Source organism: Streptomyces sp. NPDC013187 (assembly GCF_042899705.1).
Classification (GTDB): Bacteria; Actinomycetota; Actinomycetes; order Streptomycetales; family Streptomycetaceae; genus Streptomyces; species Streptomyces hawaiiensis_A.
This window is the reverse complement of record NZ_JBIBAF010000008.1, coordinates 182,499-195,761: the sequence shown is the minus strand read 5'-3', so window position 1 is coordinate 195,761 and position 13,263 is coordinate 182,499. Positions and strand designations below refer to the sequence as shown.

17 protein-coding genes are annotated in these 13,263 nt (G+C 67.9%); 2 read left to right on the top strand and 15 right to left on the bottom strand.

The window, feature by feature from the left end; all coding sequences use genetic code 11:
- Positions 1-26 precede the first annotated feature (26 nt).
- Entirely contained in the window at positions 27-965 is a 939-nt protein-coding gene (locus tag ACFY5B_RS18765) for a DUF389 domain-containing protein (protein ID WP_389970261.1), read from the top strand.
- Between the two features lie 93 nt (positions 966-1,058).
- Here the strand turns inward: ACFY5B_RS18765 and glmM are convergent, their stop codons facing one another.
- From glmM to ACFY5B_RS18745, 4 genes are all read right to left on the bottom strand, one after another.
- On the bottom strand, positions 1,059-2,417 hold the full coding sequence (glmM, locus tag ACFY5B_RS18760) for a phosphoglucosamine mutase (RefSeq protein WP_389970258.1): 1,359 nt from the start codon (positions 2,415-2,417) through the stop codon (positions 1,059-1,061).
- A gap of 166 nt (positions 2,418-2,583) precedes the next feature.
- On the bottom strand, positions 2,584-3,096 hold the full coding sequence (rpsI, locus tag ACFY5B_RS18755) for a 30S ribosomal protein S9 (protein ID WP_053674532.1): 513 nt from the start codon (positions 3,094-3,096) through the stop codon (positions 2,584-2,586).
- A gap of 42 nt (positions 3,097-3,138) precedes the next feature.
- Positions 3,139-3,582: a 50S ribosomal protein L13 gene (gene rplM, locus ACFY5B_RS18750; protein ID WP_033308956.1), complete on the bottom strand. Its 444-nt coding sequence runs from the start codon at positions 3,580-3,582 to the stop codon at positions 3,139-3,141.
- Positions 3,583-3,799: 217 nt separating this feature from the next.
- The gene (locus tag ACFY5B_RS18745) at positions 3,800-4,111 is read right to left on the bottom strand and encodes a hypothetical protein (protein ID WP_389970253.1); all 312 of its coding nucleotides are present in this window, start codon (positions 4,109-4,111) and stop codon (positions 3,800-3,802) included.
- 74 nt (positions 4,112-4,185) lie between these two features.
- Here ACFY5B_RS18745 and ACFY5B_RS18740 point away from each other — a divergent pair, with 74 nt between their 5' ends.
- Positions 4,186-5,052, top strand: coding sequence for a hypothetical protein (locus tag ACFY5B_RS18740; RefSeq protein ID WP_389970250.1), 867 nt, complete (start codon positions 4,186-4,188; stop codon positions 5,050-5,052).
- 28 nt (positions 5,053-5,080) lie between these two features.
- On the opposite strand, the gene truA is transcribed toward ACFY5B_RS18740, so the two are convergent.
- The 11 genes from truA to rplO all read right to left on the bottom strand — a co-directional run bounded on the left by truA (position 5,081) and on the right by rplO (position 13,263).
- The gene (gene truA, locus ACFY5B_RS18735; RefSeq protein ID WP_389970247.1) at positions 5,081-5,935 is read right to left on the bottom strand and encodes a tRNA pseudouridine(38-40) synthase TruA; all 855 of its coding nucleotides are present in this window, start codon (positions 5,933-5,935) and stop codon (positions 5,081-5,083) included.
- Between the two features lie 140 nt (positions 5,936-6,075).
- Entirely contained in the window at positions 6,076-6,579 is a 504-nt protein-coding gene (gene rplQ, locus ACFY5B_RS18730) for a 50S ribosomal protein L17 (RefSeq protein ID WP_389970244.1), read from the bottom strand.
- A gap of 192 nt (positions 6,580-6,771) precedes the next feature.
- Complete coding sequence (locus tag ACFY5B_RS18725; protein ID WP_003966937.1) at positions 6,772-7,794, bottom strand: DNA-directed RNA polymerase subunit alpha; 1,023 nt, start codon at positions 7,792-7,794, stop codon at positions 6,772-6,774.
- 151 nt (positions 7,795-7,945) lie between these two features.
- Positions 7,946-8,350, bottom strand: a complete 405-nt coding sequence (rpsK, locus tag ACFY5B_RS18720; RefSeq protein ID WP_003956432.1) for a 30S ribosomal protein S11 — start codon at positions 8,348-8,350, stop codon at positions 7,946-7,948.
- 64 nt (positions 8,351-8,414) lie between these two features.
- The gene (rpsM, locus tag ACFY5B_RS18715; RefSeq protein WP_004984507.1) at positions 8,415-8,795 is read right to left on the bottom strand and encodes a 30S ribosomal protein S13; all 381 of its coding nucleotides are present in this window, start codon (positions 8,793-8,795) and stop codon (positions 8,415-8,417) included.
- 194 nt (positions 8,796-8,989) lie between these two features.
- Entirely contained in the window at positions 8,990-9,103 is a 114-nt protein-coding gene (rpmJ, locus tag ACFY5B_RS18710; protein WP_003974245.1) for a 50S ribosomal protein L36, read from the bottom strand.
- Positions 9,104-9,162: 59 nt separating this feature from the next.
- The gene (infA, locus tag ACFY5B_RS18705) at positions 9,163-9,384 is read right to left on the bottom strand and encodes a translation initiation factor IF-1 (RefSeq protein ID WP_003948620.1); all 222 of its coding nucleotides are present in this window, start codon (positions 9,382-9,384) and stop codon (positions 9,163-9,165) included.
- 235 nt (positions 9,385-9,619) lie between these two features.
- The gene (gene map, locus ACFY5B_RS18700; protein WP_389970240.1) at positions 9,620-10,456 is read right to left on the bottom strand and encodes a type I methionyl aminopeptidase; all 837 of its coding nucleotides are present in this window, start codon (positions 10,454-10,456) and stop codon (positions 9,620-9,622) included.
- Positions 10,457-10,588: 132 nt separating this feature from the next.
- On the bottom strand, positions 10,589-11,251 hold the full coding sequence (locus tag ACFY5B_RS18695; RefSeq protein WP_389970237.1) for an adenylate kinase: 663 nt from the start codon (positions 11,249-11,251) through the stop codon (positions 10,589-10,591).
- Positions 11,251-12,564 carry a preprotein translocase subunit SecY gene (gene secY, locus ACFY5B_RS18690; protein ID WP_389970234.1) on the bottom strand — a complete coding sequence of 438 codons (1,314 nt, stop codon included), beginning with the start codon at positions 12,562-12,564 and terminating at the stop codon, positions 11,251-11,253. The genes ACFY5B_RS18695 and secY overlap by 1 nt, the downstream gene beginning before the upstream one ends.
- A gap of 243 nt (positions 12,565-12,807) precedes the next feature.
- Positions 12,808-13,263, bottom strand: coding sequence for a 50S ribosomal protein L15 (gene rplO / locus ACFY5B_RS18685; protein ID WP_030839644.1), 456 nt, complete (start codon positions 13,261-13,263; stop codon positions 12,808-12,810).

Genomic DNA, 13,263 nt, shown 5'->3' with positions numbered 1-13,263 from the left:
GGGGAAAGACCGGTTAGATGGGCGCCATGCTCCATCTGCGTCTGATCACACCGGCCGACAGGACCGACGACGTGGTCCTGCTGATCGAGAAGACGGTCGGCACCACCCACCTCGTCGTACTGCCGGGCGCCGCCCGCGACCCCGCCGGGGACGTGGTGATGTGCGACGTGGCCCGCGAGGCGGGCGACGAACTCCTCACCGGGCTGCGGGACCTGGGCATCGACACCACCGGCTCCATCGCCGTCGAGTCCATCGATCTGTCCCTGTCCGAGCGGGCCGACAAGGCGGAGGCCGACGCACCGGGTGAGGGCGCGGACGCGGTCCTGTGGGAGCACCTGACCGACGCGACGCACGGGGAGTCCACCCTCTCCGTCACCTACCTCGCGTTCCTCACGCTGGCCACGATGATCGCGGCCTGCGGTGTGGTCCTGGACAACGCGATCCTGATCGTGGGCGCCATGGCGGTGGGCCCCGAGTTCGGCCCCCTCGCCGGCATCTGCACGGCGACGGTCCTACGCCGCCCGCGCCTGGCCCTGCGCTCGCTGATCGCCCTCCTGGTGGGCTTCGCGGCGGCGATGGCGGTGACGGTCGCCTTCAGCCTCTTCATGGACGCGGTCGGCTTGTTCACCGAGGCCCAGCTGGAAGCCGACCGGCCCAACACCGGCTTCATCTACGCCCCCGACTGGTTCTCCTTCGTCGTGGCGGTCCTGGCCGGCATCGCCGGCACCCTCTCCCTGACCTCGGCCAAGTCGGGCGCCCTGGTCGGCGTGGCCATCTCCGTCACCACGGTCCCGGCCGCCGCGAACGCGGCCGTGGCCCTGAGCTACGGCGACACGAGCCAGACCTGGGGTTCCACCCAGCAGCTCCTGCTGAACCTGCTGGGCATCGTGGTCGCCGGCACGGCCACGTTGCTGGCCCAGAAGTGGTTCTGGGCCAAACAACGCAAGCGCGAAAACGCCCTGTAGGGCAGCGTCCCAGGGGCGCGGGAAACTGCGCGTCACGCCACGACGGACGGTCGGCCCGCAGCCGGCCGCAGTCCCCACCCCCCACCCGGTTCACTACCCGAGCGCGGACTTCACCGCATCAGCCAACCGCCCGGCAACAGAGCGAGCCTGCTCGATATCGGCCGCCTCGACCATCACTCGAACCAACGGCTCCGTCCCGGAGGGCCGCAGCAGCACCCGCCCGGTCGCACCGAGCTCCCGCTCCGCGTCCACGACGGCCGCGGACAGCTCCGCGGAGGTCTTCACCCGGGACCTGTCCACGTCGGGCACATTGATCAGAACCTGCGGCAGGCGCTCCATGACGGCGGCGAGCTCGCGCAGCGTGCGCCCGCTCTGCGCCACCCGGGCCGCCAGCAGGAGCCCGGTCAGCGTGCCGTCACCGGTCGTCGCGTGGTCGAGGATGATCACGTGCCCGGACTGCTCGCCGCCGAGGGCGAACCCGTGCTCCTTCATCTCCTCCAGCACGTACCGGTCACCGACGGCGGTCTGCACCAGCCGGATGCCCTCGCGCTCCATGGCGAGCTTGAACCCGAGGTTCGACATCACCGTGGCGACGACCGCCTCGGACCGCAGCGCGGAGCGCTCCCGCATCGCCAGCGCGAGCACGGCGAGGATCTGGTCCCCGTCCACCTCCGCACCGGTGTGGTCGACGGCGAGGCACCGGTCGGCGTCACCGTCGTGCGCGATACCGAGATCGGCCCCGTGCTCGACGACGGCTGCCTTGATCTTGTCCAGGTGCGTCGACCCGCACCCGTCGTTGATGTTGAGCCCGTCGGGCTCGGCCCCGATCGTGACGACCTCGGCACCGGCCTGCTGGAACGCCTCCGGCGAGACCCGGGACGCGGCGCCGTGCGCCTCGTCCAGGACGACCTTCAGCCCGTCGAGCCGGTTGGGCAGGGCACCCAGCAGATGTGCGACGTACCGGTCGGCGCCCTCTTCGTAGTCGCGTACGCGGCCCACGCCGGACCCGGTCGGCCGGTCCCACGGGGCGCCGGTGCGGTGCTCCTCGTAGACGGACTCGATGCGGTCCTCCAGCTCGTCGGCGAGCTTGTGCCCGCCGCGGGCGAAGAACTTGACGCCGTTGTCCGGCATGGCGTTGTGGCTGGCGGAGAGCATCACACCGAGGTCGGCGCCGAGCTCCCCGGTCAGGTACGCCACGGCGGGGGTCGGCAGCACCCCGACCCGCAGGACGTCCACGCCGGCGCTGGCGAGGCCCGCGACCACGGCGGCTTCCAGGAACTCCCCGGACGCACGGGGGTCACGCCCGACCACGGCCTTCGGCCGGTGTCCCTCGAACGTGCCCGCCTCGGCCAGTACGTGTGCCGCGGCCACGGAGAGGCCCAGGGCCATCTCCGCCGTCAGATCCGCGTTGGCGACACCGCGCACGCCGTCCGTGCCGAAGAGTCGTCCCACAGTGGTGTCCTCCGAATTGCTGAAGAGAATGCGGCTCACATCCCCGAGTACACCCCCTGAGACTGTCCGGGGGCTGTAGGGGTTGTGTAAACGAAACCGCCCCGGCAGCACAACCGTGCCGCCGGGGCGATCGTTGCGAAGCCAGTCGCCAGGACGGGCGTCGCGTTTAGCGCTTGCTGTACTGCGGAGCCTTGCGGGCCTTCTTCAGACCGGCCTTCTTGCGCTCGACCGCACGGTCGTCGCGCTTGAGGAAGCCGGCCTTCTTCAGCGGGCCGCGGTTGTTGTCGACGTCCGCCTCGTTCAGCGCACGGGCGACACCGAGACGGAGCGCACCGGCCTGGCCGGAGACACCGCCACCGGCGATGCGGGCGACGACGTCGTAGCGGCCCTCGAGCTCGAGAACCTTGAACGGCTCGTTGACTTCCTGCTGGTGCACCTTGTTCGGGAAGTAGTCCTCGAGGGTGCGACCGTTGATCTTCCACTTGCCGGTGCCCGGGACGATCCGGACACGGGCGATGGCGTTCTTGCGACGGCCCAGGCCGGCGGCCGGCTGGGGCTCGCCGAAGCGGGACGCCATGGACTCCGAGGTGTACTCACCCTCGACGGGGACCTCGGACTCGGTGGTGTAGCTGTCGATGTCGATCTCTTCGAGCGGCTGCTCGGCAGTGGTCTCGGCCACGATGCTCCTCAGATTCTCTTCAGTCTTAGGGGGTGGCCGGACTTACTGCGCGACCTGGGTGATCTCGAACGGCTGCGGCTGCTGCGCGCCGTGCGGGTGCTGGTCACCCTTGTAGACCTTCAGCTTCGAGAGCATCTGACGGCCCAGCGTGTTCTTGGGGAGCATGCCCTTGACGGCCTTCTCGATGGCCTTCTCGGGGTTCTTGTCGAGCAGCTCGTCGTAACGGACGGAGCGCAGACCACCCGGGTAGCCGGAGTGGCGGTACGCCATCTTCTGGGTCCGCTTGTTGCCGGACAGGTGCACCTTGTCCGCGTTGATGATGATGACGAAGTCACCAGCGTCGACGTGGGGGGCGTAGATCGGCTTGTGCTTGCCCCGGAGGAGCGTCGCGGCAGTGGTGGCGAGACGACCCAGGACAACGTCCTGAGCGTCGATGACGTGCCACTGGCGCGTCACATCGCCGGGCTTGGGGCTGTACGTACGCACGGTTCGTAGCCTTCGCTTCGAGTGAATGGTCCATAACTGGTCACCGAAACGATCACGACAGCCTGGACCGCACTGCGGCGACGCATACCGCGTACGTGGGGTCGCTGGTCATCGGCCCGGTGGACCGGTGTAAGGGCCCGTCCCGTGAGAATGAGCAAGCCAATACACAACGAACAAGCAGAATACCGGGGTACACCACAAGGGTCAAAACGCGGTATCACCGGAGCCGCTCGGTCACCGAAACGTACAGGGCGGCACACAGCGTGAAGCCCCTGCGCAGCGTCCGCCGCCGCGACGGCCGTACATACGGAAACACCGACGAGACGAGCGCGTCCACGGCGACCGCCGCGCACCACCGCAGCACGGGCCCGCCGCCACGCGGACGGCGCAGCGCTCCCAGCGCCCCCACCACCACCGACGGCCACACCCCGGCCGCGAGGGCCGGCCAGGACAGCAGACACACCAGCAGCACCACGGTCGGCAGCAGTCGCCCCAACCACCCGCAGATGTCGCCTTTGCCCGTGCGCATGGGAGGAACGCTAGGGGTTCGGGAGCCCAACCGGGCGGACCAGCACGCCCCTTGTCCCGTCTAAGATGCGCCCCATGAGCTTTGGGCAGGGGGGACCTCAGTCCCAGTGGGATCCCTGGAAACCGCAGTCGCAGCAGCCCTGGAACAGCGGGGGCGGCCAGTCTCCGGACTGGGCAGCGCTCGCTGAAGCCTCCGAGGCCCGCAACAAACGACGACGCGTCCTGCTGATCGGCGGCGGGGCGTTCGCCACGGTCGCGATCGGCACCGCCGTCGCGGTGGCCGTCGTCTCGGCGGGCGCCGACAACCGGGGCAACCCGACCTCGCTGCCCTCGTCCGACATCCCGAGCCAGTCCGCCTCGGCCCCGTCCTTCGCCCCGACGAGCGCCCCGCCGCCGCTGGACCCGAAGGACTTCATCGCCAGCGCGAAGAAGGACAAGGCCCCGCTCAGCCCGGACACGCTCTTCCCGGGCACCCAGCTCACCGTGGGCGAGACGGTCTACAAGAAGGGCCCCACGGCGGACACGAGGAACTGCGCCTCGGCGGCCGGCGGCACCCTCCCCAAGATCCTCACCGGGAACGACTGCACCCGTCTGATACGGGTGACCTACGTCAAGGACGGCATCGCGGTGACGGTCGGCGTGGCCGTCTTCGACACCGAGGCACAGGCCGCCAAGGCAAGGACCCAGAGCACCAAGAAGAGCTTCATCAAGTCGCTCTCCGGCGGCGGCGTGAAGGCCTTCTGCGAGTCCGGCTTCTGCCGTACGACCAGCAACTCCTACGGCCGCTACGCCTACTTCAGCAACGCCGGCTTCACCAGTGGCAAGGACGTGACACCCAAGGACACCGCGGTCTACCGGACCGGGGACGACCTGGCCCAGTTCACGTTCAACCAGATCCGCCGCCGCGGTGAGGCCCAGGCCTCGGCCGCGGCCGACGAGTGAACCGACGGCGCCGACTCCGGCGCCGGCGTCAGCAGCAGCCCGCCGACGGCAGCGACCGCTTGTTCCGCGCCTCCTTGCTGCGCGCGGCGAGCAGTTCGTCGGCCGGGTAGCCGACCTCCTCCAGCGTCAGCCCGTGCGGCCGTACGACGTGCACGGCCGAGTCCCGTACGCCGGCCGCCAGCACCTTCCCCGGCCAGTCGGCCGGCCGGTGCCCGTCCCCGACGAACAGCAGCGCCCCGATGAGCGAGCGCACCATGTTGTGGCAGAAGGCGTCGGCCCGCACGGTGGCGGTGACGATGCCGTCGTCACCGCGCACCAGGCTCAGCTCCTGCAGCGTGCGGATGGTGGTCGCACCCTCCCGCTTCTTGCAGTAGGCGGCGAAGTCGTGCTCCCCGAGCAGCCCCCGGGCGGCCTCGTTCATGGCCGCGACGTCGAGGGGCCAGTCGTGCCACAGCACATGGCTGCGCAGCAGCGGGTCGACACCTCCGGGGTTGTCGGTGACCCGGTACGCGTACCGCCTCCAGACCGCCGAGAAACGGGCGTTGAAGCCGCTGGGCGCCTCCCTGAGGGCCCAGACCCGGACGTCCCGCGGCAGCCGCCCGGCGAGCCGCTTCAGCAGCTTCTGGTGGTGCTCGGCCCACACCTCACGCGGCAGATCGACATGCGCGACCTGTCCCCGCGCGTGCACCCCGGCGTCGGTACGCCCCGCGACGGTCAGCTCGTACGTCTCCCGCGACCGCGTCACGGTCCGCAGGGCGTCCTCGATCTCCCCCTGCACGGTCCGCCGCCCACCGGCCTGCTTGGCCCACCCGGAGAACTCACTCCCGTCGTACGACAGATCGAGCCGGACCCGGACGCGGCCGGCCTCTACTTCGTCACTCACGTACAGATCCTCTCAGAACACAAAAGCGGGCCCGTTCCCGTGAGGGAACGGACCCGCAACGCCCTTGAAGGGGCGCGGGGAACTGCGCGACAAGCCACCACGAACCCGCAGCCGCAGACGCACAGCCCCCGGCGGAACGCTTACGCGTCCTTGGACTCCTCGGCGTCCTTGGACTCCTCGGCGTCCTCGGCCTTGGTCGTGTCGACCTGAGCCTCGGCAGCCTCGGCGTCCTTGGCGGCGCGCTTGGTCGCGGCCTCGGCCTCGCCCGTCGCCTCCTGCGCCACCGTCAGCGCCTCGACCAGCTCGATGACGGCCATGGGCGCGTTGTCGCCACGGCGGTTACCGATCTTGGTGATGCGGGTGTAACCACCCGGACGGTTCTCGTAGCGCGGGCCGATCTCGGTGAAGAGCGTGTGCACGATGCTCTTGTCCGTGATGACCTGGAGCACCTGACGGCGGTTGTGAAGGTCGCCCTTCTTCGCCTTGGTGACCAGACGCTCGGCGTACGGACGCAGCTTGCGCGCCTTCGCCTCGGTGGTGGTGATGCGGCCGTGCTCGAACAGCGCCTTCGCGAGGTTCGCGAGGAGGAGCTTCTCGTGCGCGGCGCTGCCGCCCATACGGGCACCCTTGGTGGGCTTCGGCATGGTGTTTCTCCTAGGTGTCTGCCCCGGCCGTATCAGGTACCGGGGTCAGTATCTGAGCAGACGGTCGCCTGTCAGAGATCCGGGAGCCCTTTCAGACGCCCGGAAGGGTCCGCGCCCCCGAAGGGGCGCGGGGAACTGCGCGATCAGCCACACCGATCCCGCAGCCAGGAACCGGCAGTCGGTCCCGAGCTCTTAGTACTGCTCGGTCTCGACGAACCCGGCATCCGCGTCGTCGTCCGCGCCGAACGCGTCCGCCGCAGCGGTCGGGTCGAATCCGGGCGGGGAGTCCTTGAGCGCCAGGCCCATACCCGCCAGCTTCGCCTTGACCTCGTCGATCGACTTCGCACCGAAGTTGCGGATGTCGAGCAGGTCGGCCTCGGAACGCGCCACGAGCTCACCCACGGAGTGGATGCCCTCGCGCTTGAGGCAGTTGTACGACCGAACGGTGAGCTCCAGCTCCTCGATCGGCAGCGCCAGGTCGGCGGCCAGGGCGGCGTCCGTGGGGGACGGGCCCATGTCGATGCCCTCGGCGTCGATGTTGAGCTCGCGGGCCAGACCGAACAGCTCGACCAGGGTCTTACCGGCGGACGCCATGGCGTCACGCGGGCGCATGGCCTGCTTGGTCTCGACGTCGACGATCAGCTTGTCGAAGTCGGTCCGCTGCTCGACACGCGTGGCCTCGACCTTGTACGTGACCTTGAGCACCGGCGAGTAGATCGAGTCGACCGGGATCCGGCCGATCTCCTGGCCGACCTGCTTGTTCTGCACGGCGGAGACGTAACCGCGGCCACGCTCGACCGTGAGCTCCATCTCCAGCTTGCCCTTGCCGTTGAGCGTGGCGAGGACCAGGTCGGGGTTGTGCACCTCGACACCGGCCGGGGGCGCGATGTCGGCGGCGGTGACCAGACCCGGGCCCTGCTTGCGCAGGTACATCACGACCGGCTCGTCGTGCTCCGAGGAGACGACCAGCTGCTTGATGTTGAGGATCAGGTCGGTGACGTCCTCCTTGACGCCCGGCACGGTGGTGAACTCGTGCAGCACGCCGTCGATACGGATGGACGTGACCGCCGCACCCGGGATCGAGGACAGGAGGGTCCGGCGGAGGGAGTTGCCGAGGGTGTAACCGAAGCCCGGCTCCAGCGGCTCGATCACGAACCGGGAGCGGAACTCGTCGACGACCTCTTCGGTCAACGAGGGACGCTGAGCGATCAGCATGTGTGGATTCCTTCAGTCGTGGGCGCCCGCTATTTGACACCCGACGTGAACCGTCCCCGACGAAAAGGGACGGGTACTGCAAGGGTACGGGCGATACGGCCCTTTTACGGAGCCGTACCGCCCGAAAAACCGTGAACCCGAAGGCGTCGCGTCAGACGCGGCGGCGCTTCGGCGGACGGCAGCCGTTGTGGGGGGTCGGGGTGACGTCCTGGATGGAGCCGACCTCGAGGCCCGTGGCCTGCAGGGAGCGGATCGCGGTCTCACGACCGGAACCCGGGCCCTTCACGAACACGTCGACCTTGCGCATGCCGTGCTCCTGGGCGCGGCGGGCAGCCGACTCGGCGGCCATCTGCGCGGCGAACGGCGTGGACTTCCGGGAGCCCTTGAAGCCGACGTGGCCGGCGGAGGCCCAGGAGATCACGTTGCCGGACGGGTCCGTGATCGAGACGATCGTGTTGTTGAACGTGCTCTTGATGTGCGCGTGGCCGTGAGCGACGTTCTTCTTTTCCTTGCGGCGCACCTTCTTGGCAGCGCCCTGACGACCCTTGGGGGGCATCTATAACTCCTACGGGAGGTGGTCGGTCCTACAGCGAAGACCGTGGACAGGCGTCCGCTGTGGACTACTTCTTGCCCGGCTTCTTCTTGCCGGCGATGGCGCGACGCGGACCCTTGCGGGTACGAGCGTTGGTGCTGGTGCGCTGACCGCGGACGGGCAGACCACGACGGTGACGGAGACCCTGGTAGGTACCGATCTCGACCTTGCGGCGGATGTCGGCCTGGATCTCGCGACGGAGGTCACCCTCGGTCTTGATGTTGTTGTCGACGTACTCGCGGATCGCGACCAGCTGCTCCTCGGAGAGGTCCCGAACACGGGTGTTCGGGTCCACGCCGGTGGCGGCCAGCGTCTGCTGGGAGAGGGTCCGGCCGATGCCGAACACGTAGGTGAGGGCGATCTCCACGCGCTTTTCGCGCGGGATGTCAACACCGGAAACGCGTGCCATTCAATGGCTCCAGTTTTTTGACGGAGGTCTTCCGCAGGAACCGACTCCCAGCCGCCGTACCAGGTACGAACTGGGTCCCCGGCCTCCGACCGGGGGTGTCAGACGGATCGGTGTCCGCCTGGGCCCTGCGTATGAACTATTCAGCTTGCGTCGCGCGAAGACTCTGCGAGGAAGGCAGAGGGATCGGTCGTGCGTCAGCCCTGGCGCTGCTTGTGGCGCGGGTTGTCGCAGATGACCATGACCCGGCCGTGACGGCGGATCACCCTGCACTTGTCGCAGATCTTCTTGACGCTCGGCTTGACCTTCATGGGATTGAGGTTCTCCGGGTCAGTGCCACCACCCCGTCGGAACGGGATGCGGGCAAGATCTACTTGTAGCGGTAGACGATCCGGCCACGGGTCAGGTCGTACGGAGACAGCTCCACCACGACCCGGTCGTCAGGGAGGATGCGGATGTAGTGCATGCGCATCTTGCCGCTGATGTGTGCCAGGACCTGGTGGCCGTTCTGGAGCTCGACCTTGAACATGGCGTTCGGAAGAGACTCGACGACAGTGCCCTCGATCTCGATGGCACCTTGCTTCTTGGCCACGCTTCGCCCTTCGAATCGACTACCTTGATCGACTCTGTGCGGGGCGCATGCAGGCATGCGGGTACACAAGAGCCGACGAGTCAGTCTACGACAGGGCCCTCAGAAACACGAATCGAGAGATCCTGCCCCAGCGGACAGATCTTTAAGCGCCCCGAAAGGGGCGCGGGGAACTGCGCGACAAGCCACAACGAACCCGCAGCCGCCGCCCCGCAGAACCGCCCACCCCGGAAGGCGCTCAGCCCAGGGGATCCGGCGCAGCCACGATCCCCAGCTCGGCGAGCTTCGCCTTCCCCCCGTCGGGAGACGTCAGCACGAGCGGCCCCTCCTCGGTCAGAGCGACCGAGTGCTCCCAGTGCGACGACCACGTACCGTCGGTCGTGATGACGGTCCAGTCGTCCTCGAGGACCTCCGTCTTCGGCGTCCCCAGGGACACCATCGGCTCGATGGCCAGGCAGAAGCCGGGCACCAGCTTCGGGCCCTTGCCGCGCCGCCGGTCGACGTAGTTCAGCAGGTGCGGGTCCATGTGCATCTCGGTGCCGATGCCGTGGCCGCCGTAGTCCTCGATGATCCCGTACTTGCCGCCGCCGGGCTTGGGCTGGCGGCGGATGTACGTCTCGATGGCCCGGGAGACGTCGACCAGGCGGTTGCCCTGCTTCATGGCGGCGATGCCGGCCCACATCGACTCCTCGGTCACCCGGGAGAGCTCGACGAGCTCCGGAGCGTGACCGGAGCCCACGAAGGCCGTGAAGGCCGCGTCGCCGTGCCAGCCGTCGATGATCGCGCCGCAGTCGATGGAGATGACGTCCCCGTCCTTGAGGACGACGTCCTCGGACGGGATGCCGTGGACGACGACCTCGTTCACCGACGTGCAGATCGTCGCCGGGAAGCCGCCGTAGCCGAGGAAATTCGGCTTGGCGTTGTGCTCGGCGAGCACCTTGCGGGCGACCTGGTCGAGATCCTTCGTCGTGGCTCCGGGCACGGCGGCCTCACGGGTCGCCGCGTGGATGGCGGCGACGACCAGCCCCGCCTCACGCATCTTGGCGATCTGCTCGGGGCTTTTGATCTGCACCATGGGAGCTACGGCCTTTCTGGACCTTCGGCGACGACGAACGTCTTCAACGATACGGGGCCGCTCGACCGGCCCCACCCACACAGCAGCCGCGGCACCCCGAGGGGAACCGCGGCCGTAGCTGCGTACGGACGACTACTTGTCGCCCTCGCCACGCTTCAGCGCCTCCATGGCGCGGGTCGTGACGTCCTCCACCTTGCCGAGCGCGGAGATCGTGACCACCAGGCCCTGGGCCTTGTAGTAGTCGATGATCGGCTCGGTCTGGGTGTGGTAGACCTCCAGGCGCGTGCGCACCGTCTCCTCGGAGTCGTCATTGCGCTGGTACAGCTCGCCGCCGCAGACGTCGCAGACGCCGTCCTTGGCCGGCTGCTTGTACGTCACGTGGAAGACGTGCGAGGAGTCGTTGCGGCAGATGCGCCGGCCGGCGATCCGCTTGACGACCTCGTCCTCGGGGACCTCCAGGTCCAGCACCGCGTCCAGCTGCATGCTCTCGGTCTCGAGGAGCTCGTCGAGCGCCTCCGCCTGCGAGACGTTGCGCGGGAAGCCGTCCAGCAGGAAACCGTTCTCGGCGTCCGGCTGCTCCATGCGGTCCTTCGCCATGGCGATGGTGACCTCGTCCGGCACCAGGTTGCCCGCGTCCATGTAGGACTTCGCCAGTTTGCCGAGTTCCGTCTGCCGGCTGATGTTGGCCCGGAACAGGTCGCCCGTGGAGATGTGCGGGATCGACAGGTTTCGTGCCAGGAACGCGGCCTGCGTTCCCTTACCGGCGCCCGGCGGCCCGACGAGGACGATACGCATCAGCGGAGGAACCCTTCGTAATTGCGCTGCTGGAGCTGGCTCTCGATTTGCTTCACGGTCTCGAGACCGACACCCACGATGATCAGGATGCTGGTCCCGCCGAACGGGAAGTTCTGGTTTGCCCCGAAACCTGCCAACGCCATCGTCGGCACGAGAGCGATCAGTCCCAAGTACAGCGAACCCGGCCAGGTGATCCGGTTGAGTACGTAGCTCAGGTACTCAGCGGTCGGTCGGCCAGCCCGGATGCCCGGGATGAAGCCACCATACTTCTTCATGTTGTCGGCGACTTCCTCGGGGTTGAAGGAGATCGCCACATAGAAGAACGCGAAGAAAACGATCAGCAGGAAGTACGAAATGATGTAGTACGGGTGGTCGCCCTTGACGAAGTGTTGCTCGATCCAGGTCTTCCAGCCCGAAGTGCCTCCCGCGAACTGAGCGATCAGCGCCGGGATGTAGAGCAGCGACGAGGCGAAGATGACGGGGATCACACCCGCCTGGTTCACCTTGAGCGGGATGTACGTGGACGTACCGCCGTAGGAGCGACGGCCGATCATGCGCTTGGCGTACTGCACCGGGATGCGGCGCTGGGCCTGCTCGACGAAGACCACCAGGCCGACCATGGCGAAGCCGACCAGGATGACCGTGCCGAACTCGATCCAGCCGCCGGCCAGGGAGCCCTGCGTCTTGATGGCCCACAGGGCGGACGGGAAGGTGGCCGCGATCGAGATGAACATCAGGATCGACATGCCGTTGCCGATGCCGCGGTCGGTGATGAGCTCGCCGAGCCACATCACGGCCGCCGTACCGGCGGTCATCGTGATGACCATGGTGATCGTGACGAAGATCGACTGGTCGGGGACGATCTGGCTGGCCACCGGGCAGCCCGTGAAGAGAGCGCCGCTGCGGGCGGTGGCCACGAGGCCGGTGCCCTGAAGGATGGCGAGGGCGATCGTCAGGTAACGGGTGTACTGCGTGATCTTCGCCGTACCGGCCTGGCCCTCCTTCTTCAGGGCTTCCAGACGCGGGATCACCACGGTCAGCAGCTGCAGAATGATGCTCGCCGTGATGTACGGCATGATGCCCAGCGCGAAGATCGTGATCTGCAGCAGCGCGCCGCCGCTGAACATGTTGACCAGGCCGAAGATGCCCTGGTTGGCCTGGGCGTTGTCGATACAGGTCTGGACGTTCCGGTAGTCGACGCCCGGGATCGGGATGTGCGTACCGACCCGGTAGACCACGATGATGCCGAGCGTGAAGAGCAGCTTCTTGCGCAGGTCGGGCGTCTTGAACGCCCGGGCGAACGCGGTGAGCACGGTGCCTCCTGCGACCCCCGCGCAACTGCGTCAAGGGTGACGTCTTGAGAGTCCAATAGAACAACGACATGGGTAACGGTCAACTGCCGCTCAGAGTGCCCGAAGTGCAGCACCCTGTGAAAGTGGGCAGTGCAGGCCACCTTACCGGCGAGACTGCCGCCCTAGGAACGACCGACCGGGGATACCCCATTTGTGGGGTATCCCCGGTCGGGATCGCTCAGGTCATCGAGACGCCTGTGGTGTTCAGACGAGCTCGGTGACAGAACCGCCGGCGGCGGTGATCTTCTCCTTGGCGGAGCCGGAGACGGCGTCGACCGTCACCTGCAGCGCCACGGAGATCTCGCCCTGGCCGAGGACCTTGACGAGGCTGTTCTTGCGAACGGCCCCCTTGGCCACCAGACCCTCGACGGTGACCTCGCCACCCTCGGGGTAGAGCGCGGCCAGCTTGTCGAGGTTCACGACCTGGAACTCGGTCTTGAACGGGTTCTTGAAGCCCTTCAGCTTCGGGAGACGCATGTGGAGGGGCATCTGGCCACCCTCGAAGCGCTCCGGAACCTGGTAACGGGCCTTCGTGCCCTTGGTACCACGACCGGCCGTCTTACCCTTCGACGCCTCACCACGACCGACACGGGTCTTGGCGGTCTTGGCGCCCGGGGCGGGACGGAGGTTGTGGATCTTGAGCGGGTTCTGCTCCGCCAT